The sequence below is a fragment of the Nocardia sp. NPDC004168 genome (genome assembly GCF_040610355.1).
Classification (GTDB): Bacteria; Actinomycetota; Actinomycetes; order Mycobacteriales; family Mycobacteriaceae; genus Nocardia; species Nocardia sichangensis.
The window spans coordinates 187361-212741 of sequence record NZ_JBEXME010000003.1 but is presented as its reverse complement, the minus strand read 5'-3'; the positions used below and the strand labels follow the sequence as shown (position 1 = coordinate 212741).

Below are 25381 nucleotides of genomic sequence, written 5' to 3'. Positions count from 1 at the left end.
GACAGATGTCATGCCCTCAGGGCAGCAGACCCTGCCTGGCCCGGCTCGCGTTGGACAGCACGAGCAGCAGCATGGTGGTGAGCGCCTTGTCGTCCAGCCCCGCGGCGGGGAAGGTGTAGCGCAAGATGACGTCCGCGAGCTTGCCGTGGCCGATCACGGTGAGTGAACCGAACTGCAGCGCGTTGTTGCGTTCGGCGACCCGCTTGTGCAGCTGCGGTTTCAGCTGACGATCCCAAGCCAGCACGCAGGTGAGGCTCAGCACGTCCAAGCCCGGCGCCAGATTCACCGCGCGCAGCGACGACAAGGCGCCCTCGTACTCGAAGCCGAGCGACCCTTCGGCATCTACGCGCACGTCGATGCCGTAACTCGACAGGCAGGCCCCGGCCCGTGCCTGCAGTTCCCGGTCCGGGGTCACCGCCGCGTCCATGTCCGCGCCCCCGCTCACTTCGTGCCGCCGAAACGGCGGTCCCGCGCGGCGTACTGGAGGCATGCCTCCCACAGGTTGCGGCGATCGAAATCGGGGAAAAGCGTGTCCTGGTAGACGAATTCGGCGTAGGCGGACTGCCAGATGAGGAAATTCGAGCTGCGGAACTCGCCCGAAGGGCGCAAGAACAGGTCCACGTCCGGCATGTCTGGTTCGTCCAGGTATTTCGCCACCGTCGCCTCGGTGACCTTCTCCGGGTCGATCTCGCCCGCCGCCACCCGGCGCGCGATCTCCCTTGCCGCGTCGGTGATCTCGGCGCGGCCGCCGTAGTTGACGCACATGGTCAACGTCATCACCGTGTTGTCCTTGGTGAGTTCCTGGGCGACCTCCAGTTCCTTGATCACGCTGCGCCACAGGCGCGGTCGCCGCCCCGCCCAGCGCACCCGGACGCCCATCTCGTTCATCTCGTCGCGGCGCCTGCGGATCACGTCACGGTTGAAGCCCATGAGGAAGCGCACCTCCTCGGGGCTGCGCCGCCAGTTCTCGGTGGAGAACGCGTACGCCGACAACCATTTGACGCCGATCTCGATGCAGCCCTCCACGGTGTCCATCAGCACCGCCTCGCCGCGCTCGTGCCCGGCGGTGCGCGGCAATCCGCGCTCCTGGGCCCAGCGCCCGTTGCCGTCCATGACGAGCGCGACATGGTTGGGCACCAGTTCCGGCGGCAGCTGCGGCGGCCGAGCTCCCGACGGATGCGGCGCGGGCGGACGCACGGCGCCCGCGGGCTCGGGGTCGGTCGCGGTGGCGGAGTCTCGGCGGAGGATCACGGCCTCTATCCTGCCTGATCGCCCGCGCCGCCCCCACTGCCCCGTTGCTTCCTCACGAATTCCACGGTTCCGACCGGCACCGGTGACTTATTCTTTTCCATATCGTGATACTGGGGAGGGGTTTCTCGAACGTGACCGATTTACCAGGGACCGGAACCGCGGCAGGTTTCCGCGCCACTCGTGAGTTGCTCGGCCTCCCGGTCCCGTGGTGCGCGCGGTTCTTCGCGGTCGCGGAACGCACCGTCGAGCGGTGGGAGAAGGGGGCCTTCCAGATCCCCGACATCGTGGCCCGCGAGCTCGCCGCCATCGCGGACGAGACCGAACAGGTGGTCGAGGCCATGGTCGATGCCATCGACGCCGGGGAGATCTCTCCTCGCCTGCACACCTACCGGACCAACGACGACTACTCCAAGCACGAGCCGGACACCCGCTACCCGGCAACCTGGCATCGTGCCGTGTGCGCCCGCGTCATGAACGAGTTGCCGCAGGTAGAGCTCCAATTCGTGGAGTAGGCGGCTGCCTCGCCTTCGCTCGGCCCGGCGCGGGCTGAAGACGGGCCCCGCCCGACAGCACCCTCCCCTGCGGCTGCCTCGTTTCAGCTCGGCCCGAGGACGAGCCCCGCCCGGCAGCGCCTCCCCCGCGACTGCCTAGCCTCCACTCAACCTCGCGCGGCTACATGCGGGGTTCGCGCGGCTGTGTCCTTGGATCGCTCGATCAACGGCAGGGTGCGCAGCTGACGTTCCAGGTGCCACTGCAAGTGCGCCGCGACCAGCCCGCTGGCCTGCCTGCGCACCGCCTCAGGCGTCGCCTCGACCTGCTCCCACTCCCCGCGCAGCAACGCCACCAGCAGATCGAGCACCCCGGGGGCGGGCGTCGCCGCACCCGGTGGACGGCAATGCACGCACACCGCGCCTCCGGCCGCGACATGGAAGGCCCGATGCGGGCCCGGTGTCGCGCACTTGGCGCATTCGTCCAATGCGGGCGCCCAGCCCGCGAAACCCATGGCGCGCAACAAGAATGCGTCCAGGATCAGTTCGTGCGGGCGCTGTTTGGCCGCGATGGCACGCAGGGCGCTCGCGGTGAGCGCGTGCAGCCGGGGCGCGGGCGCACGCTCCTCGCCCGCCAAGCGTTCAGCGGTCTCCAGGATGGCGCACGCGGTGGTGTAGCGCCCGTAGTCATCGATGATGTCGGCGGCGAACGCCTCCATCGTGTGCACCTGGGTAACGGTGTCCAGCGTGCGTCCGGGGTGCAGTTGCACGTCGATATAGGAGAACGGCTCCAACCGGGCCCCGAACCTCGATTTGGTCCGCCGCACCCCCTTGGCGACCGCGCGAACCAGTCCGTGCTGTCGGGTGAGCAGCGTGACGATGCGATCCGCCTCGCCCAGCTTGTGCTGGCGAACCACTACCGCCTCGTCCCGATACAGCCGCACCAGTGGAGTCTAATGCTGTGTTGTTTGGCCGCGCCTTCGCGCGGCGTGTTCGCGGCCCTCTTATGGCTCGCGTGTGCGCGACCGCCGCTTGCTCCTTCGTCGCGTACGCGGCGGCCGCGCACACGCGAGCCGGGCCGCGAACGGCGCATGCTCGGTCTCGCTTCGCTCGAAAGACGTGGTCGGGGTGCGCTGGACGCGTCGTATCGAAGCTCACTACCGCGTGCACCCGGGTTGTAACGGCTGGCTGTCGGCTCTGCCCGAATGCGCCCGCTTGGCCGTTCGTCGCGTACGCGGCGGCCGCGCACACGCGAGCCGAGCCGCGAACGGAACAGGCTCGGTCTCGCTTCGCTCGAAAGACGTGGTCGGGGTGCGCTGGACGCGTCGTATCGAAGCTCACTACCCGATGCACGCAGGGTGTAGTGGCCGAATGTCGGCTACTCCTCCGTCGTCCACACGGCGGCCGCGCCCACGCGAGCCGAGCCGCGAACGGAACAGGCTCGGTCTCGCTTCGCTCGAAAGACGTGGTCGGGGTGCGCTGGACGCGTCGTATCGAAGCTCGCTACCGCGTGCACGCGGGTTGTAACGGCTGGCTGTCGGCTCGGCCCGAATGCGCCCGCTTGGCCGTTCGTCGCGTACGCGGCGGCCGCGCACACGCGAGCCGGGCCGCGAAACGGCGGCGCGGAAAGCGGGCACCGGTGTCGGTTTGACAACGCATCAACCCGGTGTGTTCGCCGCCTGCATCGCTCGTGCGGCGGCCGCTTGCTCCTCCGTCGCTTCGAGGCGGTCACTCTTGGGCGCGCCGAGTCGCGGCGGCGCAATAGGCGCTGACTTCACCCGGCATCGCGACTGGGCCCGCTGTGGTCACGCGTGAACGATTCGGCGCATGGACCGGCCGTCACCGGGCCAGGAAGTGCCAGCCGAGCCATGCCCACACGAGTACTGCGGCGATTCTCGTCGCCCGGGTGCCGGTCAGGTAGGCGATCGTCTCTCCCAGCGTTGCGATCAGGTCCCGGCGCAGGCGCGTGATCACTACTGCGGCGAGCGCGGCCGTCAGGAGCAGGGCGAATCCGAGGAGGACGGTGGTTCGATCGCTCATCCTGAGACCAGCCACCATCCGGCTGCGAGCCACAACAGCCATCCGGCGAATCGCAGCGGCCATTGTTCGAGCGCCGGGTCCAGCAGCGTGGACAGTGTCGGGTGTTCGTGGCTCGGCCGGTTCAGGGCGGGCTGCCGCAGAAGGGCGTAGACCTCCCATGCCGACGCCGCGACCAGCAGTGCCGACCACACGGCTGTGCCGCGCCTGAGCCGGGCAGTGGACGGGGGTCGCTCGATTCGTACGCGGAAGGCCAGCACCATCCCCGCGAGTGCCGCCACCGCCACCATCGCGGTTGCCTGCCAGCTGAACGGCCTGGTCGCGGCACCGCACGCCGCCAGCACTACCCACACCGCCAGCGGCGTCGCACGCCGTCGGAACCGATGCGCCGAGCGCGCTGGTTGCTCTGTCACATGCGCAGGATAAAACCCCGGTTGGCCAGAACGGGGCAGGCGGTTACGACCTGCGCGCGGATTTCCAGCGAGGCGACATCGCTCCCCCGCGGACCCGCGGTACCTCGCTATCGGCCGCGTTCACCCGGCGGCTCGCAGCAGCCCCGAGATCAGCAGCAGCACCGATTGCTGGGTCTGGGCGCGGGCGAGGTCGGGGTCTTCGGCGTGCGCGACGATCAGGGACGCCTCGCTGACCACGCTGACGACGAGCTGGGCCAGCACGGGAACGGGGGCGTCGGCGATCAACCCGGCGGCGCGGGCACGTTCGAGTTGCGCGGTGATCAGGCCTAGGCCGTGGGCGGATTCGAATTCGCGCCAGGCCTGCCAGCCGAGCACGGCGGGGGCGTCGGTGAGGGCGATGCGCAGCATCGCCGGGCGCTGGCAGATCTCGAGGAACATCGCGAGACCCGCCGCCATCCCGGCCATCACATCGTCGGAATCTACTGCGGCGATGGCATTTTCGATCTCCTCGGTGATCTCCGCCTCGATCTGCTCCAGCACCGCGAGGAACAGTCCGCGCTTGTCGCCGTAGTGGTGGTGCAGCGCGCCCCGGGTGACGCCGGCCTCGGTGACCAACTCCTCGGCGGAGGTGCCCGCGAAGCCGCGCTCGGTGAACAGGCGGCGTCCCGCCTGTTCGAGCGCGGCTCTGGTCGCTCGGGAGCGGTCTTCCTGGCTACGGCGTGGCATGCAGCCGAGTGAACTCCAGAATCGATTCGGCGAGCAACTCGGGCTGATCTTCCGGCAGGAAGGTGTAGGAGTCGTCGATGAGCTTCAGCGTCGCGTCCGGCAGGTCGCGAGCCAGGCGTTCGGCGAACGACACGGGGAACAACCGATCCTCCCGCGCCCAGGCCAGCAGTACCGGAATGTCGACTTCGGCGAAGTGACGGGCGGCTTCCAGGGTGTATCGGCGATGCGCCGATTTCAGGAAGCGCCGCAGATCTTTCCGGATCGCGGCGGAGTCGCGGCTCGGCAGCAGGTAGGAGTCGACGATCTCCGGCGGGACCGGCCGTTTGGTGACCCAGCCGAAGGCCACCGGCAGCCGGTGCAGCGCGCGGATGCGCAGCAACTCGGTCAGCGGGCGCAGCGAGCCGGGAATCCTGGCCAGCAGCGGCAGCGTGGTGAACGGCTGCGGCAGGAAGCCCTCGTAGCTGTCCACCGAGGCGAGCACCACCCGGCCGACGCGGGAGCGGTCGCGGGTCAGCAACACCTGCGTGATCGCTCCGCCGGTGTCGTTGGCGACCAAGGTGACGTCGGTGAGGTCGAGGCGTTCGAGGAACGCGGCGATGAGATCGGCGACACCGGCCGGAGTCAGTTCCGCGTCCGGCACCGGGATCTCGTGCGAGCCGAGCGGCCAGTCCGGCGTCAGGCAGCGGTACCCGGCCGCCGCGACAGCGGGCACCACCTTGCGCCAGAGGTCCGCGTTGACGAGCAAGCCGTGCACGAAGACGACAGGGGCGCCCGCACCCGTCTCGTGGTAGCGGATACGGCCGCCGGGCAGGTCCACATCGTGGGTGCGGCCTAGTGCTGTGCTGGTTGCCATGGGTCCTCCCAGTGGTCTCGGTTCCCGACCACTGTTACATACATACCGTATGTATGTCTAGACCCGCAGTGCGCGGCGGATCAGCTGAACACCGCCTTGACCGCGTCCTTCGACGCCGTCACCGCGGTCGCCAGAGAGGCGACGCCCGCCACCGACTCCCCGACCGCGTAGAGCACCCCCGTGAGCACGATCCGATTCGGTCGCTCCTTCGCCGCCTCGGCCGCCGCCCGCCGAGTCGTCTCCTCGACCAACTGCCGTTGCGCCAGATCGATGTCACACCGGCTGATCCGGTCGAGCAGATCGCTCAGGGAAGACCGCAATTCCTCCACCGCCTCCGCTGCCACCGCGTCGTACCTTCGGCGTGAACGCACGCCACATCTGCGGCAGAACGCGTAGTCGTCCCGGTTGGAATGCTGGCACTCGGCGCATCGCACCTCGCCAGCCAAGCATTCGCCCGCCGCCGAGCCGATCACAATCCGGGTGCCGTACCAGGTCTGACCGGCTGTCACGGCACCCGGGTTCCATTCGGCTCGATATGGATACGTGCCAGCAAGACCTTGCCGATGGGAGGCGTCAAGACGGCACCCGGCAACAGCGTCTCGAGATCTACTCGGTACCGGCCCGACGACAATCCGCTGCCGCAGGCGATCAACCGCCCGGCCAGACCGGCCAAGGCTTCCGCGAGCGTGACCGCGGCGGCCAGTCCGTCGCGGTCCCTGTGGAGTGCGTTGCGCAGCAGAAGGCGCTCGGTTGCACGGATCCTGCGAGCAAGATATTGCGAGCTAGGACGGTACCGAGGCAAGCATCGGTGAAAAAGACTGTCGACCAAGCTATTACGCACCAGATGAGCTTTTCGGAGTGCCAGATCCCACATCGATGATCCCCCCGCGACCGTCTCTCCGAGGTCCATACTTGATTCCTGTTCCAGCACCGCCGACGCGACAGAGAACTCTCCACCCGGGGGACCATGAGAGGGGAACCGATTCATGCGACTTCTCGTCGTCGCACCGCTCGGAGACGTCATCGAGCCGACGCCGTCGACGTCTTTCCCTGCGGCGGATGCCGCCGTCGCGCCACCGAGCGGAACGGGCAGGGCGCTGATGCCGGACCGGGAGTGCCGAAAGCGGGCTGTGCCGTCAGGTGAATCGCGGACCGAGGACATCGGCGTGCCCATTTCGGCGGCACCAGCTGATGAGGTAGTGCGCGTGCTCGCCGCACCAGCGAAATACCGCGCCCTGGGTCAACGGCGTGCCCTCCGGCAACTCCTTCCGAGCGAGGATGATCGGGCCGATATAAGTATTGGTCGCCTTGTTTGCGGTGTTGAGACCGACACGAGCGACCTGGGCGAGAGAGTTGTAGTCCCACGCCGACTTGGCCGCGATCGCACCCGCCAGCCGGCCCGCCGTCTCGCCACGCTGTTCGGTGAACAGCGCGCACAACGCGGGCGGCCCTTGCGGCGGCGGCGCGACCTGGTCGCTGCGGCCGGTCGCGGCGCGCTGAATGGCATCCAGCAGCGCGGGCACGCCGGAGGACTTGTCGTAGAACTCGGCGATTTCGTCCGCGCGCAGCCGCGCCTCGTCGAGATGATCGCTCTCCATACTGTGCCCTTGAGCCGCGAGCAGGACCTCGCTCTGCCGTTTGGTTTCCCGGAGCAAGTCCAGAACATCCAAACCGTCGAACCGGTGCTCCATTTCGGGTTTGTTCCAGATCAGATCCGAGATGACCACATCGAACCGGAAACGTCCCACGATTCGACCGCGCACCTCGTCGACGTCGGAGGCGACCGCGACGGTCGACGCCGGAAAGTACTGCGACAGCACAGGGGCGATGATTCCGCCCAACGGCGAGGCGACAAGCACTCGTAAGTTCGGTTCCATAGCGCGATCTTCATCGCTGCCGACACTCGTCGGCAAGACTCCAAATGTCTATCGAACCGGTAGGTTTCGTAATGCGTATCGCACAGCAAGATCTTGCTCGCCCGGCCGGTTGACGAGTGCCGCAGCCGGCGATCCGGCGCTCGAAGACTACCGATCGCCGACGTGTCGATGACCTCATCGCTTTTCGATTCCTCGGCGGACGACTCGGGCACTGCAAGATCTTGCTGGAAAACGAGTGTTCGAGCAATATTCCAGCGACACCCCTCGGAAGCGGCAAAAATCGGCCCACCGGCCGGAATACGGGTCGGAAATCACCGCGAAGTTCGCTGATCAATCACCCACGGCGACTTATATGCTTTCAATCCGGTGCGCCACCCGAGCCTGTCGCACCGTTCCCCCTACCGGAAGGACCAGCAATGGCCGAAGTGTGTCCACAGTGCAGCAAGAAGACCGGAATGGATATCGGCGAGAAGGATCGTCAAGGGTGGCAGAAATACCAGTGCCAGATGTGCAAATACGAATGGAAGGCACCGAATCCCTGATCGTTCTCGCCGATCGTCCGGCGCCCGTCGTGCGGCTTATCCGATGAGACCGCGGGGAAAATCGTTCCGGTCTCGAATTTTCGCAGTATCAATTCGCGTGCATCGTCACCAGATGCATCGGGAGGGCAATCAGTGGCACACACCGTCGGTATCGATCTCGGTACCACGTATTCAGCGGTCGCCGTCGTCGGCGCGGGCGGGAAACCGGAGATCCTGGTCAACCGGGACGGCGAGCGGATCACGCCTTCGGTGGTCTTCTTCGACTCCGACAGCGTGCTCGTCGGCTCGATGGCCAAACGGTCCGCGGCGACCGCGCCGCTGGATGTCGTGCAGTTCGTCAAGCGGCAGATGGGCAATCCGGACTGGCGATTCGTCACCACCGATGATCGCGCCTATTCGGCCGAGGAAGTCTCGGCGCTGATTCTCAAACGGCTGAAAGACGACGCCGAATTGATCCTGGGGCAGGGGCAGGTCACCGACGCGGTGATCACGGTCCCGGCGTTCTTCGACGACGCGCGCCGCCGGGCGACCAGGGACGCGGGAACGATCGCCGGACTCAACGTGCTGCGCGTGGTGAACGAGCCGACCGCGGCCGGGTTGGCCTTCGGGCTCGACCTCGGCCGCGGCGGCACCGTCATGGTGTACGACCTGGGCGGCGGCACGTTCGACGTCACCGTGATGCGGATCCGCGACGGCGTGTTCGACGTGCTCGGCACCGATGGGCTGCACGAACTGGGCGGCTTCGAATGGGACAACCGGCTCATGCGACACCTCAACGAGGAGTACATGGCTCGAGGCGGCGGCGATCTCGACGACGCGTTCGAGACCCAAGCCGATCTGCGCGAGAAAGCAGAACTCGCCAAACGCACCCTGAGCTCCGCCGGATCCACGCGAGTCGTGCTCAGCCACAACGGCGTCACACACACGCTCACCGTCACGCGGGAAACGTTCGAGGACCTCACCAGCGACCTGCTGAACCAGTCGCGCGACCTGACCCATTCCCTCGTGGAGGAATTGGGCCTGAGCTTCGCCGACCTCGATCACGTCTTGCTCGTCGGCGGCTCCACGCGCATGCCCATGGTGGCGGCGATGCTGGAGGAACTGACCGGCAAGCCGCCGTTGCGGGCGGGCAACCCCGACGAACTCGTGGCGCTCGGCGCTGCGATCCGCGCCGAAGCGGAGACGTCATCGAGCACGGCGCCGAAGCCGGTCATCCTCGACGTCACCTCGCAGGCGCTGGGCACGGTCGCCCTGAACGACAACCGGGAACCGAAGAACAACATCGTGATCCCCCGCAACACCAAGATCCCAGCCAAGGCGAGCAAAGTGTTCGGCACCGTCGCCGACGGCCAGACCGAACTGCGGATCTGCGTCACGCAGGGCGACGACGAGGATCTCGACTACGTCCGGTTCGTCACCGAAGGAAAGTGGCCCGACGGCGGGCAGCTCTTCGCCATTCCGCCCTATCCGGCGAATGCTCCGGTCCAGATCACATTCCACTACGACATAGACCAGACCATTCAGGTCGAGATCACCGACCTCACCGCGGACAAATCGCTCGGCACGTTCGAGGTCGACAACGTCGCCAACCTCAGCGAGGGCGAAATCCGCGTCGCACGCACGAAGAACGAAGACCTCGAGGTGAATTGAAGCATGACCACGACAACCGAAGAATTCGTCAACTACTACGAAATCCTCGGCCTCGCCGAGACCGCCAACCCGGATGCCATCAAGACGGCCATCCGCGAGCAGCGCAGAATGTGGAACAAGCGCGCGGGCCAGTCGGATCCCGTCAAACGCGCGCAGGCCGAAGCCCGGGTACGGCACCTCGGTCAGGCCGAGCGCGTGCTGCTCGACCCGAACCAGCGGCGGCAATTCGACCAGCAGGCCAGGCAGTATCGTCCGGCGAGTAATCAGCCCGCGCCCGTGGTGCAGGGCGGCCGGGACTGGCTGAGTCTCGCACGCGAGTATTTCGAGCGCGGCAACGCTCCGTCCGCGTACTACTGCGCCCGCGAGGCGATCTCGGTCAACGGTGCGAACCACGAAGCGTGGGCGGTGCGGGCGAACTCGTCGTTCGTCATGGGCAACTACAAGGACGCCGGCTTCGAATTCCGGGAGGCCATCAGCCTCAAGCCCGACAGCCCGGAATACCACTTCGACTACGCCGAAGCGTTTCTCGCCACCGGGGCGCTGAACGAAGCGCTCGGCGAATACGAGACGGCGCTGCGTCTCGCGCCCGGCGAGCCGCTGTACCGCACCGCGATCGCCAACGTCTACCTCCAGCAGCACAAGAACGACAAGGCGCTGGAACTGATGGAGGACGTGGTCCGGCACCATCCGAACGAGCAGATCTTCCAGTACTACCTCGCGCTCGCGCTGGAGCAGGTCAACCTGGGGATGTGGTCGGAGCTCCGCAGCGGGGCGTACTGCATCACCTCCGAAGCCCAGATCGCCGTCACGCACGAAATGTCCGGCCGCGCGTTGAAACTCCGGTTCGACGACGCGCCGCTGCGCGCCTCGCTGCAGGAGAACATCGAACTCGCCGAGCGGGCCGCCGTGGCCAAGTGGTTCCACAGCGGTGCGGGCGCGTGGGCGGTGGCCCTGGTGATCGGCCTGGCGCTGATTCCGGCGAAGGGCATCGGCCTGCTGATCGTCGCGGGCGTCATCGCCGGCTACACGCTGACCCACCGGATGCCGGTCTGGAAGCACAACTCGAAGCGATACGACATCGCCAAGCGCGGCATATGAATGCGGCTCCGGACGCGGGTGATCCGCTGACCGCGCTGGCCGGGGAGATCGCGCAATTGCGTGATCTCTTCCAGCGCAGGTTGCTGGAGGACAAGGCGAAGAATCGGGCGTTGGACGACCTGCACGAGCAGCTCGCACTCGCGCGCGGCGGGCTCGCCGAACAACTCCTGGTCCCGCTGTTTCGCGAGCTGCTCAGACTCGTCGATCGCGTGACGGCACTGAACGACGACGACGCCGTGCTCGGCAGCATCGTCGACGAACTGCACGAACTGCTCGAACGTCGTGGCGTCCGGCGCGTGCCCGCCACGGCCGACTTCGATCCCGAGGTTCACGAAGCCGTCGCCGTCGCCGAGGCTTCCGGCAGATCGCCGGGCACGGTGCTGCAGGTAGTCCGGCACGGATACCTCATGGGTGAACGCCTGCTGCGGCCGGAACAAGTCGTCGTCGCGGCGCGCTCCGCGCGATCGGAGTCCGCCGTTCCCCCCATCGAAAGGTTCGAATGATGCGCAAGACCCTCCGCGTAGCCGTTCTCGTCTCCGCTTCCACGGCGTTCCTCGCCCTCGGACTGCCGAGCGCATCGGCGTCCACCACCGTGAGCGGCACGATCGGCTGCATCAACAGCGCGTCGCCGGTAGGAGTCTGGGTTCAGGCCAAGACGTCGAAATCGGGATGGGCGCGGACCAAGCTTCCGGTCCGGCTCGGCGGCCACTCCAAGGTCGACTACTCCTTCGAGCTCGACAAGGGCGGCGACTACCAGGTGCATGTCGGGTGCGGGGGAACGCCGCAGAAGTGGGCGAAATCCCTGAAGTCCAAGAATGTCTCGGGCACCAAGAACGACTTCCTTTGCAACGACATGGACCGGCTGTCGGTGGCGGCGTTCAACGCTCTGGTCGGCCGGATGTTCGGCCGGCCGGACCTCACCCAGGGCGTGCCCTACGGTGAGTGCAAGCACATTCCGTGACATGAGTACTCGGACCTTCTCGGCCAGAGCACAGGCCCGCTGCCGCCGATCTTCTCCGCGGCGGCACGCAGGCGCCGGATCGATTCCGCGTCCCCTGTGGTGGGTCATCTGGAAGACCCAGCCGAGCGAGCAGGTTCGATCGCACAGGTCGCCGTTCGGTGCGCGATCGAAACCGGGCGAGGTCGATAAGGACGGCGGCAACCGACACGACTGGATACGCCAGCTGTTCGATCGGTTCCCGACCGGGTACGCCTGGCGACTGCTGCCCGCCGAGCTCGTCCCCTGCGACGATCTGGACGATTGACCAATATGGCGCTACCGTCTGTAGATCACGACGAGACGGAGCTCACATGACGGTGTCCGATCCTGCCCACGTATCCGGCACGCGGGAACTGGGCCTGGCCGAACTGGCGGCCGCGATCGCGAGCGGCGCGATCACCTCGACCGCGGCGGTCGGCGGCGCACTGGACCGGATCGACGCGGCGCAGGGCACGCTCAATGCCTTCCGGATCGTGCGCCGCGAGCGGGCCCTGGCGGAGGCCGCCGACGCCGACCGGCGGCTGGCCGCGGGAGAACGACTGCCGCTGCTGGGCGTGCCCGTCGCGGTGAAGGACGACACTGATGTCGCGGGCGAGCCGACCGCGTTCGGCTGCGGCGGGGACTTCGCACCGAAGACCGAGGACGCGGAATCGGTCCGGCGCCTGCGTGCCGCGGGCGCGGTGATCGTCGGCAAGACGAACACCTGTGAACTCGGACAGTGGCCGTTCACGAGTGCCGCGTGGTTCGGGCACACCCGCAATCCGTGGGACCGCGGCAGGACGCCGGGCGGGTCCTCCGGCGGAGCTTCGGCTGCCGTCGCCGCCGGATTGGTCCCCGCCGCTCTGGGTTCCGACGGCGCGGGCTCGATCCGCATCCCTGCGGCCTGGACGAACCTGGTCGGCATCAAGCCGCAGCGCGGACGAATCTCCACCTGGCCGGAAGCCGAAGCGTTCTACGGGCTCACCGTGAACGGTCCGCTGGCGCGTACCGTCGCCGACGCGGCGCTACTGCTGGATGCGGCGGCCGGTCCGCACCAGGGAGATCTGCACACCCCGGAGCCGATCACCGCGTCGGACGCCGTCGGCCGGGATCCGGGAAAGCTGCGAATCGCCCTGTCGCTGCGTATCCCCTTCACCGCGACCAGGACCGCGCTGGATCCCGAGGTCGAGCGATCGGTGCGCCGCACCGCCGACACACTCCGAGCGCTCGGACACACCGTGACCGTGGCGGACCTGCACTACGGAATCCTGATCGGCGCTTCCTTCCTCCCGCGTTCGCTCGCCGGGGTCCGGCGGGTGTACGACCGCATGCCCGGTCTGGAAGTCGATCCGCGCACCACCGCCAACGCCCGAATCGGACGCGCGCTCGACGGCCCCGCCCTCTACGCGGCACGGCAGCTGGAACCGCTGCTGCACAAGCGAATCGGCCACTTCTTCCGCGACTACGACGTGGTCCTCGCCCCGACCACCGCCACCCCACCGCCCCGCGCCGAGGAAATCGACGGCATCGGCGTCAACGCCACCAACAACCTCATCACCGCGGCCTGCCCCTACACCTGGCCATGGAACGTCCTCGGCTGGCCCAGCATCAACGTCCCCGCAGGCTTCACCGACACCGGCCTCCCCGTAGGCGCCCAACTGATGGGCACAGCAAACTCCGAGCCCCTCCTGATCTCCTTGGCCGCCCAACTCGAATCCGAACTCCAGTGGCACCGCCACCGCCCCGCCCCGTGGTGGTGACCCGGACCATCGACAACTCGGCGTCCGTGTCCGGGCGTTTCGGCATGCGCAGCGGGAAGTTCAGTCCGTCGGCTGCGCCGGATCGGCCTGGCCGCCGCAGAACACCTCGTCGACGAGCCTCTGAGTCGCCTGCTGGAACGGCACGGCCAGGGACATGGCGGCGTCGTCCGCGTAGTTCAGGGTGCCGGTCAGGGTCTTCTTGCCGTCGGGTGTGCTGTACATCAGCGCCGCGTGACCCGCTGCGCCGCCGTTGTGGGTGACGACCGTGCCGCCCAGGCCGGTGTCCTGCACGAATACACCGAGGCCGTAGCCCATGTTCGGGATGCCTGTCGGGTGCGGTGCGCACATCTCGGCCAGCAACTCGGCAGGCAGCAGCTTGCCGCTCATCAGCGCGGAAATGAAGGTTCGCAGGTCCTGGGTGGTCGAGATCATGTCACCGCCGCTGGAGATCCAGGAGGGGTTCTGGCTGGTGACGTCGACCGTCTTCTCCTGCCCTGCGTCCTCGTATCGGTAGTAGGCGTGGGCGTGCGGCTCCGGGAGCTCGGTCTGGGTGGTCGGGGCCACGGTGCCCGACAGCCCGAGCGGCCCGAAGATCAGCCGCTGCATCTCCTGGGCGACCGGGCGGCCGGTGACCTTCTCGATCAGCAACCTGGCCAGCACGTAGTTGGTGTTGGAATAACTCCAGCCCGTGCCTGGTTCGAACCGCGCGGGCTTGGACAGCGCCAGCCGCACCAGCTCTTCGGGCTGGTAGGTCTCGAACCGGTTGTCCACCCACTCTTTGCCCGCGGTGGTGGCGGGGATCCCCGGCACGACGGTCCCGTCTTCGTAGTACTCGCCGGTGAAGTTGAACACCCCGCTGGTGTGCTGCAACAGCATCCGCACCGTGATCCGCGAATCGAGTTCGAACTCGGTCAGGTAGTGGGCCGCCGGGTCGTCCAATCCGATCTTGCCCTCGGCCACCAGTTGCAGGACCAGAGTCGCGGTGAAAGTCTTTGTATTGCTGCCGATCCGGACGTGCCCATCGGTCGGCGGCTTCGCGGTCCCGCCCAGCCTGCTCACCCCGGCGCTGCCGACCCACTCGCCCCGCTCGTCGTGCACGCGCAGCGTGATTCCGGCGAAACCAGAAGCGACGATCTCATCGAGGGCCTTCTGGAGTTGCGGGCGATCCGGCCCGGCGGCAACCGTTCCGTTGTCGGCACCGGCCACCCCGGCGGCATCGAGCGCCGCGATGATCTTGCGGGCCATCTCGGCCGTGGCCGGGCCGGGCTCGCCGTGGTGCGGCTGGGCTGCTGCGTCGACGGCGATGCGGACGGTGCCGCGGAAGTTGTCGGCCTCGGCCGGATCGTGCCGCTCGAGCAGGTGCACGGCCGAGGTCAGGGCAGGCAGTACCTGGTCGGCGAGTTCGGCGACGGTCTTGCCCTTCAACTGGATGTCCTTGGACTTCGCGGCGAGCACGTGCCCGACCAGGCCGGTCGCCGACGTCAGGGCGATGGAGCCGTTCGTCGCGGCCACGTGCGGCGTGCCGGTGGCGGCCATCAGCGACAACGCGCCGTACGCGGCGGTCCGCAGCGTGCTCTTGTCCTGGTCGGAGAGGGTGGTGGTGGAAGTCGCGATCGCTGTGCTGTTCATGTGACTACTGTCGCGAGCCCGGCTGATACCGAGCTGACGCCGTTCTGACACGACCACTGACACGGCACTCGCCTCGAGTACAGCCGACACATCGGTGGATCACACGGAATCATCGGCAGCCGACCGGACGCCCCACGCCGACGAAGACGCCTCCAAGACTTCCACGCACGCCCCAGCGACGCCCGAACCGGTCAGAAACCCAGTTTGCCCAGCTGTTTCGGGTCGCGCTGCCAGTCCTTGGCCACCTTCACGTGCAAATTCAAGTAGATCCGGGTGCCGAGGATGTGTTCGATCTGCTTGCGGGCGTTGGTGCCGACCTCTTTCAGCCGGGAACCGCCCTTGCCGATGACAATGGCCTTCTGGCTGGGCCGCTCGACGTAGAGCAAGGCGTGCACGTCGAGCATGTCCTCGCGCTCCTCGTAGGGCAGGACCTCCTCGATGACGACGGCCAGCGAGTGCGGCAACTCGTCGCGCACACCCTCGAGCGCGGCCTCGCGAATGAGCTCGGCCATCAACGTTTCCTCGGGCTCGTCGGTGAGCTCGCCGTCGGGGTAGAAAGCCGGGCCCTCCGGCATCTTCGAGGCGATGACGTCGACGAGGACTTCCACCTGCTCACCCTTGACCGCCGACACCGGCACCACGTCGGCCTCGGGGCCGAGCAACTGGGCCACGGCGAGCAATTGCTCGGCGATCTGCTCGCGGCTCACCTTGTCGATCTTGGTGACCACGCCGAGCAGCGTCGTCTTCGGCGCCATCTGCTTGATCTGCTGCACGATCCAGCGGTCACCCGGACCGATCTTCTCGTCGGCCGGGATGCACAGCGCGATCACGTCGACCTCCGAATACGTATCGCGCACAAGGTCGTTGAGGCGCTGGCCGAGCAAGGTGCGCGGGCGGTGCAAGCCCGGTGTGTCGACCAGGATCAGCTGAGCGTGCTCGCGGTGCACGATGCCGCGAATCGTGTGCCTGGTGGTCTGCGGGCGCGACGAGGTGATCGCGATCTTCGCGCCGACCAGGGCGTTGGTCAAGGTCGACTTGCCGGTGTTCGGCCGACCGACGAAACAGACGAACCCGGAACGGAATTCGCCCTTCTCCCGCGCGTCAGCCACCGCGGACCTCGCCGGAGTCGGCGCTCACCGCGTCGGCCGCGTCGGCGGAGTCGTCGACGATCTCGAACACCGCGCCGTCACGATCGGTGAAGATGATCCGCGCCTCCGCCGAAACCTCCCGCACCGCCGTCACACCGAAGTCGGACAACCGCCCGCCGACCACCACGGCCGCCTCGAAGCCCTCCGCGCCGCTGGACAACGCCGCGGCCACAGCGGCTTGCAGCGCCGTCAACCGCAGCGCGGTCAGCGTGACCTCGCCCGCAGCGTAGGTGCGGCCATCGGTATCGCGGATCGCGGCTCCACTCGCCCCTCCGGTGCGACCGAGCGCACCACGGGCCAGCGTGACCAGCTTGTTGTCCTCGGCGTCCAGTTCGGTCATTCGGTGTCTCCGTCCTCGTCGCGATCGGCCGCGATATCCCGCTCCGATCCGTTCGCCTTGCGCTTGCCATTGGGATTGTCCCCGTTGGTCTTCCCCGCGGGGACCTTCTCGCGCGCTTTGCGTACCACCACGGTGTTCACCCGCATCCGGCCGCGCGCGTCCGGTCCGCCTTCACCGCGCAGCACCAACCCGTGCGCCTCGATCTTCGAACCGGGCAGCGGCACCCGGCCCAGTTCGTGCGCGAGCAGGCCGCCGACGGTGTCGACGTCCTCCTCCTCGATCTCCAATCCGAACAGCTCGCCGAGATCCTCCACCGGCAGCCGGGCCGACACGCGGTAGCGCCCGTCGCCGAGATCCTCGACGGGCGGGGTCTCGTCGACGTCGTACTCGTCGGCGATCTCTCCGACGATCTCCTCCAGCACGTCCTCGATGGTCACCAGACCCGCGATGCCGCCGTACTCGTCCACCAGCAACGCCATGTGGTTGCGCCTGCGTTGCATCTCGTCGAGCAGGCTGTCCAGCGGTTTGGAGTCGGGCATGAACACCGCGGGACGCATCACCTCACGCACCCGTACCTTGCGGCTGCGTTCGGCGAACGGCACGAGGTCTTTCAGATACACCACGCCGCGAATGTCGTCGACGTTCTCGCCGACCACCGGGATCCGCGAATGCCCGGAACGCACCGCCAGCGACATGGCCTGCGCCGCGGTCTTGTCCGCTTCGATCCAGACCATCTCCGTGCGCGGCACCATCACCGCACGCGCCGCTGTGTCGCCGAGTTCGAAAACCGACTGGATCATCCGCCGTTCGTCGTCGGCCACCACTCCGCGCTCACCGGCCATCTCGACCACTTCGCGCAACTCGATCTCGGAAGCGAAGGGCCCGTTGCGAAAACCCTTACCGGGGGTGATCGCGTTACCGATGAGGATCAGCAGCCTGCTGATCGGGCCGAGCAGCGCGCCGATGAACTGCAGGGGCAGGGCCGCGGCCAGGGCGATGGAATACGCGTGCTGCCTGCCCAGCGTGCGCGGGCCGACACCGATCACCACGTAGGACACCAGCACCATCACCAGCGCGGTGATCAGCAGCGCCCAGTTCCTGCCCCAGACCGTCATCAGTCCCGCTGCCAGCAGCACCGTCGCGCCGATCTCGCACAGGATGCGAAGCAGCACCATGAGATTCACGTAGCGGGCCCGGTCGTCGACGACCCGGCTCAGCCGCACGGCGCCGGGCCGGTCGGCTCGCACCAAGTCCTCGACGCGGGCGGGCGAGATCGTGTTCAGGGCGGAATCGACCCCGGCGAAGACCCCACCCACGGAGATGAGCAGGACCGCGAGCAGGACGAGGGTCAGGGCATTCACGCGGGACCCAGGGACTCACCCGGTGTGGTGAAACCCGCCTTACCCAGCAACCGCGCGTCGCGTTCGGCCAGTTCGGCGCGCCGCTGCGCCTCCCGCAGGCTCTCGTACCACTCCTCGAGCAGCCTGGCCTGCAACGCGAACATCTCCTTCTCCTCGTCCGGCTCGGCGTGGTCGTAGCCGAGCAGGTGCAGCACGCCGTGCACGGTGAGCAGAGCGAGTTCGTGATCCAGGGAGTGCCCCGCCTTACGGGCCTGACCGGCGGCGAACTCCGGGCACAGCACGATGTCGCCGAGCATGGATGGGCCTGGTTCGGGGCTGTCGGGCCGCCCGCCCGGCTCGAGTTCGTCCATGGGGAAGGACATGACGTCGGTCGGGCCGGGTAGGTCCATCCAGCGCATGTGCAGGTCGGCCATGGTGTCGAGATCGACGAGCACCATCGACAGCTCCGCGGCGGGGTGCACGTCCATCCGGGCGATCACGAACCGCGCGACGCTGACCAGCTCTTCTTCGGGCACGTCGATACCCGACTCGTTGGCGATCTCGATACTCACCCGAACAGCCTACGATCCCGTCGATCGTGTCGGCGGAGCGGAGCCCCGCCCGGCGAGACGAGTTACCGCCGGTCCGACCGGCTCGCCGCGCGGCGCTGCGCTCGGTTGCCGCCGTAATGCGGGGCGACCTGCGGACGCGACTGGGCCTCGAAGCGGTCGTAGGCGTCGACGATGTCCGAGACCAGCCGGTGGCGAACCACGTCGCTACTGGTCAGCTCCGCGAAGTGGATGTCCTCGATCTCGGTGAGGATCTCGCTGGCGGCGCGCAGACCGGACCGGGCGCCGGTCGGCAGATCGACCTGCGTCACGTCGCCGGTCACCACGATCTTCGAGCCGAACCCGAGGCGGGTGAGGAACATCTTCATCTGCTCGGCGGTGGTGTTCTGCGCCTCGTCGAGGATGATGAAGGAGTCGTTCAGCGTGCGTCCGCGCATGTAGGCCAGCGGCGCGACCTCGATGACACCGGCCGCCATCAGCTTGGGAATGGCCTCCGGGTCCATCATGTCGTGCAGCGCGTCGTAGAGCGGGCGCAAGTACGGGTCGATCTTCTCGTTCAGCGTGCCGGGCAGGAAGCCGAGCCGCTCGCCCGCCTCGACCGCGGGGCGGGTGAGAATGATCCGGTTGACCTGCTTGGTCTGCAGCGCCTGGACCGCCTTGGCCATCGCCAGATAGGTCTTGCCGGTACCGGCGGGACCGATGCCGAACACGATGGTGTTCGCGTCGATCGCGTCGACGTAGCGCTTCTGGTTCAGCGTCTTGGGCCGGATGGTCTTGCCCCGCCGGGACAGGATGTCCAGACTGAGCACCTCCGCGGGGGACTCGCTGGAGCCCTCGGTGAGCATCGAAACGGTGTGCCGCACCGCCTCGGGCGTCACCACGCGGTTGCGCCCGGTCAGCGCGACCAGCTGCTCGATGACCCGCTCGGCGAGCGCGACGTCGGCCGCCTTGCCGGTGAGGGTCACGGAATTCCCGCGGACGTGGATGTCCGCGTCGAGCAGCGTCTCCAGTTCGCGAAGATTCTGGTCGGCCGAACCGAGGAAGGGGAACACGGATTCAGGAGCGAGTTCGATGCTCGAGCGCACGGTGCGCGCTGCGGGACCCGAACCGTTGTCGCCGGCGCCGATGCCTGCCGCTGGGGTGGTGGGGTCGCCGATCTCGCCTTGTGTTCTCAAAAGTGGCTATAGCCTGCTTTCCGGTCTCGACTGCTGCTGTATGGAGAAAGTTTAACCCGCCCCACCGACACCGCCCAGTGAATAAGCCGTGGGCAAAACCGGCCCCTCACGGGATTCCCCCACGTCGCCGCGCCCAATCCTCGGCGAAATCACGAAAGCGTCGCACCGCGTCGGGTGGTGTGGTAGCGGCGGGCCAGATCAGCCCGACCGCGCGCGCGGCGCCCGCGTCCGCGAGCGGGACCGTCACCGGGCCGGACAGCGGGCCCGCGGACAGCGGATCTTCGCGCGGCAGGATCGCCACCCCCAACCCCGCCGAGACCAGCCCGGCCACCGTGACGAGATCGCTCGACTCGAACGCGATCCGCGGCCGGATGTCCGCGGCGGCGCACAGTTCGTCGAAGATGCGCCGCATCCCGAATCCGTGGTGCATGGTGACGAACTCCGCGTCGGCCACCTCCGCGAGGCGGACCTGCCGCCGTCCGGCCAACCGGTGTTCCGGCGGCACCGCGAGTACCAGCGGCTGTCGCAGCACGGCGCGCCAGCCGACGCCTGCGACGGCCGGGCGCGGCGAGACGATGCCCAGATCGCTTTCACCCGCGAGCACTCGCTCGGTCACCGCGGCTGCCGCTCCCTGCCACAGCGTGATCGTGATCCGGCCGGAGATGCGCCGGAAGCCGCTGATCAGCTGCGGCACCAGCGAGCCGCCGAAAGAGTGCTGGAACGACAGCCGCACGACGCCCCCGGCCGGGTTGGCCCGATCGGCGAGGACCTGTTCCGCCGCGTCCAGCTCGGATTGCGCGCGGCGGGCGTGCTCGTAGTAGATGCGACCGTATTCGTTCAGGACGATCCGCTTCCCGTGCCGGTCGAACAGTTCGACTCCCACCCTGCGCTCCAAGCGAGCCAGCATGCGCGACAACGTCGGCTGCGCCAGGTGCAACCGCTCCGCGGCGGCGCCGACCCGTTCGAGTTCGGCGAGTGTCGTGAACCACTCCAGATCCTCGCCAAGCACTGCCCGACCTCTCTATATGCGCTCAGGGAATGAACTCACTTCTCATTATTCATTTCCTTCCGGAAAACCGCCTGGCGATGCTGGACGAAAGGAGGACCCGATGACCACGACACGGATCGAAGCGGCGAGGGACGTCGCCCACGAACGCAGGATCACCATCGCGCTATTCGCGGCCGGTCTGACGACATTCGCCTCGATGTACAGCGCCCAGGCACTGCTGCCGAGTCTCTCGGCCGCGTTCGGCGCGACGCCCGCGCTGGCGGCACTGGCGGTGTCGCTCACCACCGGGTTCCTCGCGCTGGCCATCATCCCGGTGAGCGCGCTCTCGTCGCGGATCGGCCGGACCAAGGTGATGATCGGTTCCGCCGTCGCGGCGGCGGTGCTCGGACTGCTGCTGCCGCTGAGCCCTTCGCTGGATCTGCTGCTGGCCGGACGCGCGCTGCAAGGCATCGCGCTGGCCGGTGTGCCCGCGGTGGCGATGGCCTATCTGGCAGAGGAGATCGGCGGGGACGGGCTGGGCGCCGCGATGGGCATCTACGTCGCGGGTACCACTATCGGCGGGCTGGCCGGGCGGTTGATCCCGGCGTTCACGTTGGACGTGGCGTCCTGGCGGTGGGCGCAGGCGGTGGCCTCGATCGCCGCCGCGGCCTGCACCGTGTGGTTCGTCCGCCTGCTGCCGCCCTCGCGCGGCTTCGTGCCTCGCCCCGCCGGAATCCGGACGGTCCTCGGCGACCTCGGCAGCCCCTTGCGTCACCGCGGACTGCTCGCTCTGTTCGGACTGGCGTTCGTGCTGATGGGCGGGTTCGTCTCGATGTACAACTATCTCGGCTACCGGCTGACCAGCGCGCCCTTCGGGCTGCCGGAAGCACTGGTGGGGCTGGTGTTCGTGCTCTATCTGGCCGGAACGGCGGCCTCGGCGGCATCCGGCCTGCTGACCGATCGGATCGGCCGATCCTGGGTGCTCGCGATGTCGCTGGCCGTCATGGCGATCGGGCTCGTGGTGACGATTCCCGACCACATCGGCACCGTTTTGCTCGGCGTATTGCTCTTCACCGCGGGTTTCTTCGGGGCGCACACCGCGGCGAGCGCGTGGGTGGGGGCGATGGCCGAAGGCAACCGGGGCGCGGCGTCGTCGCTGTATCTGTTCGCCTACTACCTCGGCAGCGCGCTCGTCGGCGGAACGGCGGGCATCGCCTACGCCCGCTCCGGGTGGCTCGGGCTGGTCTGCGGCATCGGATCGCTGATGGTCATCGCGGCACTGCTGCTGCGGGTATCGCATCGGGCGTCGACGCGAGACCTCACCAACGCGGCGTCAGTGCGCCGAGCGCCCCGAGAGCAACCGCTGCCGCGGTGGATGTACGCAGCACGGTCGGGCCGAGCAAGGTGATGTCCGCGCCCGCTTCGGCCAACGCCGTGAGTTCGGCGTCGTCCAGCCCGCCTTCCGGACCCACGACGAGGACGATTTCGGCGGCCTCGGCGAAAGGCAATTCGGTGAAACGGGCGGCGCCGGATTCGTGCAGCGCCGCGACGATCGCGCCGCGGGCCTTCGCCGCGCGGACCAGCTCCAGCAAATCCTGGGTGCGGTGCAGGTCGGCGACTTGCGGAATGTATGCCCGGCGGGACTGCCTGGCGGCCGAGCGGGCCGCGGCCCGCCACTTCTCGACTCCCTTGGCCGCCTTGCCCTCCCAGTTCGCGACGCAGCGCGCGGCCTGCCAGGGGACGACGACGTCCGCGCCCGCCTCCGTCATCAGCTCGACCGCCAGTTCCGAGCGATCGGATTTCGGCAGCGCCTGCACGACGGTCACCGGCGGCGTCTGAGGTGCCGCGAGCACCCGCTCGCGCACCGCGAGCTCGAGCCGGTCGCGTTGCGCGGCAACGACTTCCGATGCGGCCAGCACCCCGCGCCCGTCGGAGAGGGTGATCGGCTCGCCGACCCGGATGCGGCGCACCGTGGCGGCGTGCCTGCCTTCCGGGCCGTCGAGCACCGCGACCGCGCCCGGCTCGGGCACCTCGTCGAGGTAGAAGACCGTCGCGGCCACCTAGCGCCCGCTGAACGACGCGCGCAGCCGCGCGAACAGGCCGCTGTTGTGCTCGGATTGCGCGGACATCACTTCGGCGCGCTCCCGCTCGCGCAGTCCCTTGTACTTGCGCAACAGTTCGGTCTGCTTGCTGTCCAGCTTGGCCGGGATCACGATGTCCAGATGCGCCAGCAGGTCGCCACGCGCGCTCGAGCGCAGCCGCGGCATTCCGTGCCCGCGCAGCACCGAGATCTCGCCGGGCTGGGTGCCCGCCGGAATGCTCAGTTCGGTCGGGCCGTCCAGGATGGTGTCGATCACGACGGTGGTGCCGAGCGCCGCGTCCACCATCGGCACCCGGATGGTGCAGTGCAGATCGTCCCCGTCCCGGACGAACACGTCGTGCGGCTGCTCCACGATCTCGACGTACAGGTCGCCCGCGTGACCGCCGCCGGGGCCGACCTCGCCCTGCGCGGCCAGCCGCACCCGCATGCCGTTCGCGACGCCCGCGGGGATCGGGGCCGCGATCTCGCGGCGCGCCCGCACCCGGCCGTCGCCACCGCATTTGTGGCACGGGTCCGGGATGGTCTCGCCCGCGCCGCGGCAGGTGGGGCACGGGCGCGAGGTCAGCACCTGGCCGAGGAAGGACCGCTGCACGGATTGGACCTCACCCGCGCCGCCGCAGGTTTCGCAGCGCACCGGCTTGGACTTGCCGTTGGTACCGGAGCCCTGGCAGATGTCGCACAGGATCGCGGTGTCCACGGTCAGGTGCTTGGTCACGCCGACCGCGCATTCGGCCAGGCTGAGCCGGGTGCGGATCAGCGAGTCGGCGCCGGGCTGGACGCGACCGCGCGGCTTGCGCGCACCGGCCGATCCGCTCATGCCGCCGAAGAACGCCTCGAACACGTCGCCGAGCCCGCCGAAGCCCGCGCCGTTGAATCCGGCCCCGCCACCGCCGGATTCCAGCGGGTCGCCGCCCATGTCGACGATGCGCCGCTTCTCCGGATCCGACAGCACCTCGTAGGCGGCCGACACTTCCTTGAACTTGGCCTGCGCCGCCTCGTCGGGGTTGACGTCGGGGTGGAGCTCACGCGCCAGCTTGCGGTATGCCCGCTTGATCTCCTGGTCGGTCGCGTTCTTCGCGACGCCGAGCAGTCCGTAGTAGTCCCGTGCCACTTGAGTTCTCTAGTCCTTGGTCGTTCTCGACAGTGCCGCCGGTGCCCGCGCCGCTGTGAAGCGCGCCGACAACAGCATTAGTCTTGTGCACTCAACTTTATCCGGCCGAAAGATCGAGCGTAGCAGTGGCGTCGTCGCGTCAGCGCTCGGCGAGGACCTCGCCGATGTATCGGGCGACGGCCGCCACCGATGCGATCGTGCCCGGGTAGTCCATCCGGGTGGGCCCGAGCACCCCCATACCGCCGAGCACGGCGCCCGCCGCGCCGTAGCCGGTCGACACCACCGACGTGCCGCGCATCTGCTCGACCTGCGTCTCTTCCCCGATCCGCACCGTCACCGTCCCCGGTTGCTGGGCCGCGGCGAGCAGCTTGAGCACGATCACCTGCTCCTCGAGCGCCTCCAAAACCGAACGCAGCGAGCCGGGGAAACCGAAGTCGGCGGCGTTGCGGGTGAGGTTGGCGGTGCCGCCGAGCACCAATCGCTCCTCCGGGTGCTCCACCAGGGTCTCCACCAGCACCGTGGACACCCGCACCAGCACGTCGCGCAGCCGCAACGGAGCGTGCTCGGGCAGCTCGGCCACCGCCGCGGAGGCCGCGGCCAGGCGTTTGCCGTCCATCGCGCCGCCGAGCATGCCGCGCAGCGCGGCCAGATCCTCGTCGTCGACCAGCGCGCCGAGCTCCACCAGGCGCTGGTCGACCCGGCCGGTGTCGGTGATCACCACCAGCAGCAGGCGGGCGGGATTGAGCGCCACCACCTCGATGTGCCGCACCGTGGACGCCGACACCGTCGGGTACTGCACGACGGCGACCTGCCTGGTCAGCTGAGCGAGCAAGCGGACGCCCCGGCGCAGCACGTCGTCGAGGTCGACGCCGGACTCCAGGAACTCGAGGATCGCCCTGCGCTCCGCCGAGGACAGCGGCTTCACCTCGGAGATCCGGTCCACGAACTGCCGGTAGCCCTTGTCGGTGGGGATGCGGCCGGAACTCGTGTGCGGCTGGGTGATGTAGCCCTCGGCCTCGAGCACCGCCATGTCGTTGCGCACCGTCGCGCTGGAAACACCCAGGTTGTGCCGCTCGACCAGCGTCTTCGACCCGATCGGCTCCTTGGTCGCGACATAGTCCGCGACGATGGCGCGCAAGACCTCGAAGCGCCGATCCTCGGTGCTCGACATCGGCCGCACCTCCTCGCTCTCGTCTCCCGTCACGCCGTACCCGGCGCCGACGTCCCGTGACCGCCGCACATCGCGGGCCGACCACGGTTCGTCCGTCGATCCAGTCTAATTGTCGGTAACCGGATCTCTCGCCTG

28 protein-coding genes are annotated in these 25381 nt (G+C 68.2%); 8 read left to right on the top strand and 20 right to left on the bottom strand.

The genetic code is table 11. The features are described 5' to 3' along the window. Positions 1-16 precede the first annotated feature (16 nt). Together ABZW96_RS07965 and ABZW96_RS07960 are read right to left on the bottom strand one after the other, a co-directional pair. Positions 17-427, bottom strand: a complete 411-nt coding sequence (locus tag ABZW96_RS07965) for a hypothetical protein (protein WP_355072967.1) — start codon at positions 425-427, stop codon at positions 17-19. 14 nt (positions 428-441) lie between these two features. Then, a complete protein-coding gene (locus ABZW96_RS07960) occupies positions 442-1251 on the bottom strand; it encodes an isoprenyl transferase (RefSeq protein ID WP_355072478.1) in 810 nt (269 codons plus the stop codon). A 131-nt stretch (positions 1252-1382) separates the two neighbouring features. Here ABZW96_RS07960 and ABZW96_RS07955 point away from each other — a divergent pair, with 131 nt between their 5' ends. Further along, positions 1383-1763 carry a DUF1870 family protein gene (locus ABZW96_RS07955; RefSeq protein WP_355072476.1) on the top strand — a complete coding sequence of 127 codons (381 nt, stop codon included), beginning with the start codon at positions 1383-1385 and terminating at the stop codon, positions 1761-1763. Between the two features lie 146 nt (positions 1764-1909). Here ABZW96_RS07955 and recO read toward each other — a convergent pair whose 3' ends face one another. The 8 genes from recO to ABZW96_RS07915 form a co-directional block, all read right to left on the bottom strand. Beyond that, complete coding sequence (recO, locus tag ABZW96_RS07950; protein WP_355072474.1) at positions 1910-2683, bottom strand: DNA repair protein RecO; 774 nt, start codon at positions 2681-2683, stop codon at positions 1910-1912. 895 nt (positions 2684-3578) lie between these two features. Continuing rightward, the gene (locus ABZW96_RS07945; protein WP_355072472.1) at positions 3579-3779 is read right to left on the bottom strand and encodes a DUF6186 family protein; all 201 of its coding nucleotides are present in this window, start codon (positions 3777-3779) and stop codon (positions 3579-3581) included. Further along, positions 3776-4189, bottom strand: coding sequence for a hypothetical protein (locus tag ABZW96_RS07940; protein ID WP_355072470.1), 414 nt, complete (start codon positions 4187-4189; stop codon positions 3776-3778). Before ABZW96_RS07940 ends, ABZW96_RS07945 begins: the two co-directional genes overlap by 4 nt. Before the next feature lie 120 nt (positions 4190-4309). Then, the gene (locus tag ABZW96_RS07935; protein WP_355072468.1) at positions 4310-4915 is read right to left on the bottom strand and encodes a TetR/AcrR family transcriptional regulator; all 606 of its coding nucleotides are present in this window, start codon (positions 4913-4915) and stop codon (positions 4310-4312) included. Next, on the bottom strand, positions 4902-5768 hold the full coding sequence (locus tag ABZW96_RS07930; protein WP_355072466.1) for an alpha/beta hydrolase: 867 nt from the start codon (positions 5766-5768) through the stop codon (positions 4902-4904). Before ABZW96_RS07930 ends, ABZW96_RS07935 begins: the two co-directional genes overlap by 14 nt. Before the next feature lie 80 nt (positions 5769-5848). Further along, complete coding sequence (locus ABZW96_RS07925; RefSeq protein WP_355072464.1) at positions 5849-6112, bottom strand: hypothetical protein; 264 nt, start codon at positions 6110-6112, stop codon at positions 5849-5851. Between the two features lie 161 nt (positions 6113-6273). After that, positions 6274-6678, bottom strand: coding sequence for a hypothetical protein (locus tag ABZW96_RS07920; protein WP_355072462.1), 405 nt, complete (start codon positions 6676-6678; stop codon positions 6274-6276). Between the two features lie 226 nt (positions 6679-6904). Continuing rightward, complete coding sequence (locus ABZW96_RS07915; protein ID WP_355072461.1) at positions 6905-7681, bottom strand: response regulator; 777 nt, start codon at positions 7679-7681, stop codon at positions 6905-6907. 638 nt (positions 7682-8319) lie between these two features. Between ABZW96_RS07915 and ABZW96_RS07910 the strand changes: the two genes are divergently transcribed. Genes ABZW96_RS07910 through ABZW96_RS07885 form a run of 6 tightly spaced genes read left to right on the top strand, consistent with a single transcriptional unit; the run spans position 8320 to position 13674 of the window. Next, positions 8320-9837 (top strand): Hsp70 family protein, encoded by a 1518-nt coding sequence (locus ABZW96_RS07910; protein ID WP_355072459.1) that lies wholly within the window; start codon positions 8320-8322, stop codon positions 9835-9837. Between the two features lie 3 nt (positions 9838-9840). After that, on the top strand, positions 9841-10935 hold the full coding sequence (locus ABZW96_RS07905; RefSeq protein ID WP_355072457.1) for a tetratricopeptide repeat protein: 1095 nt from the start codon (positions 9841-9843) through the stop codon (positions 10933-10935). Next, entirely contained in the window at positions 10932-11438 is a 507-nt protein-coding gene (grpE, locus tag ABZW96_RS07900; protein WP_355072455.1) for a nucleotide exchange factor GrpE, read from the top strand. The genes ABZW96_RS07905 and grpE overlap by 4 nt, the downstream gene beginning before the upstream one ends. Next, complete coding sequence (locus ABZW96_RS07895) at positions 11438-11896, top strand: hypothetical protein (protein ID WP_355072453.1); 459 nt, start codon at positions 11438-11440, stop codon at positions 11894-11896. The genes grpE and ABZW96_RS07895 overlap by 1 nt, the downstream gene beginning before the upstream one ends. 1 nt (position 11897) lies before the next feature. Beyond that, positions 11898-12200 (top strand): hypothetical protein, encoded by a 303-nt coding sequence (locus tag ABZW96_RS07890; RefSeq protein ID WP_355072452.1) that lies wholly within the window; start codon positions 11898-11900, stop codon positions 12198-12200. A 46-nt stretch (positions 12201-12246) separates the two neighbouring features. Then, positions 12247-13674 carry an amidase gene (locus tag ABZW96_RS07885; RefSeq protein ID WP_355072450.1) on the top strand — a complete coding sequence of 476 codons (1428 nt, stop codon included), beginning with the start codon at positions 12247-12249 and terminating at the stop codon, positions 13672-13674. A 60-nt stretch (positions 13675-13734) separates the two neighbouring features. Here ABZW96_RS07885 and ABZW96_RS07880 read toward each other — a convergent pair whose 3' ends face one another. From ABZW96_RS07880 to ABZW96_RS07850, 7 genes are all read right to left on the bottom strand, one after another. Next, on the bottom strand, positions 13735-15303 hold the full coding sequence (locus ABZW96_RS07880) for a serine hydrolase domain-containing protein (protein WP_355072449.1): 1569 nt from the start codon (positions 15301-15303) through the stop codon (positions 13735-13737). Positions 15304-15494: 191 nt separating this feature from the next. Then, positions 15495-16412 (bottom strand): GTPase Era, encoded by a 918-nt coding sequence (gene era / locus ABZW96_RS07875; protein WP_355072447.1) that lies wholly within the window; start codon positions 16410-16412, stop codon positions 15495-15497. After that, positions 16405-16791 (bottom strand): cytidine deaminase, encoded by a 387-nt coding sequence (locus tag ABZW96_RS07870; protein WP_355072445.1) that lies wholly within the window; start codon positions 16789-16791, stop codon positions 16405-16407. The genes era and ABZW96_RS07870 overlap by 8 nt, the downstream gene beginning before the upstream one ends. Next, positions 16788-18152, bottom strand: coding sequence for a hemolysin family protein (locus ABZW96_RS07865; protein ID WP_355072443.1), 1365 nt, complete (start codon positions 18150-18152; stop codon positions 16788-16790). Before ABZW96_RS07865 ends, ABZW96_RS07870 begins: the two co-directional genes overlap by 4 nt. Next, positions 18149-18703, bottom strand: a complete 555-nt coding sequence (ybeY, locus tag ABZW96_RS07860; protein WP_195077616.1) for an rRNA maturation RNase YbeY — start codon at positions 18701-18703, stop codon at positions 18149-18151. The genes ABZW96_RS07865 and ybeY overlap by 4 nt, the downstream gene beginning before the upstream one ends. Positions 18704-18765: 62 nt before the next feature. After that, positions 18766-19827 (bottom strand): PhoH family protein, encoded by a 1062-nt coding sequence (locus tag ABZW96_RS07855; RefSeq protein ID WP_039796813.1) that lies wholly within the window; start codon positions 19825-19827, stop codon positions 18766-18768. Between the two features lie 154 nt (positions 19828-19981). Continuing rightward, entirely contained in the window at positions 19982-20884 is a 903-nt protein-coding gene (locus tag ABZW96_RS07850) for a LysR family transcriptional regulator (protein WP_355072441.1), read from the bottom strand. Positions 20885-20984: 100 nt separating this feature from the next. Between ABZW96_RS07850 and ABZW96_RS07845 the strand changes: the two genes are divergently transcribed. Then, entirely contained in the window at positions 20985-22271 is a 1287-nt protein-coding gene (locus tag ABZW96_RS07845) for an MFS transporter (protein ID WP_355072439.1), read from the top strand. On the opposite strand, the gene ABZW96_RS07840 is transcribed toward ABZW96_RS07845, so the two are convergent. From ABZW96_RS07840 to hrcA, 3 genes are all read right to left on the bottom strand, one after another. Beyond that, a complete protein-coding gene (locus ABZW96_RS07840) occupies positions 22183-22923 on the bottom strand; it encodes a 16S rRNA (uracil(1498)-N(3))-methyltransferase (RefSeq protein WP_355072437.1) in 741 nt (246 codons plus the stop codon). The genes ABZW96_RS07845 and ABZW96_RS07840 overlap by 89 nt on opposite strands. After that, complete coding sequence (gene dnaJ / locus ABZW96_RS07835; RefSeq protein WP_355072435.1) at positions 22924-24075, bottom strand: molecular chaperone DnaJ; 1152 nt, start codon at positions 24073-24075, stop codon at positions 22924-22926. 139 nt (positions 24076-24214) lie between these two features. Beyond that, a complete protein-coding gene (gene hrcA, locus ABZW96_RS07830; RefSeq protein ID WP_355072433.1) occupies positions 24215-25246 on the bottom strand; it encodes a heat-inducible transcriptional repressor HrcA in 1032 nt (343 codons plus the stop codon). Between the last annotated feature and the right edge of the window lie 135 nt (positions 25247-25381).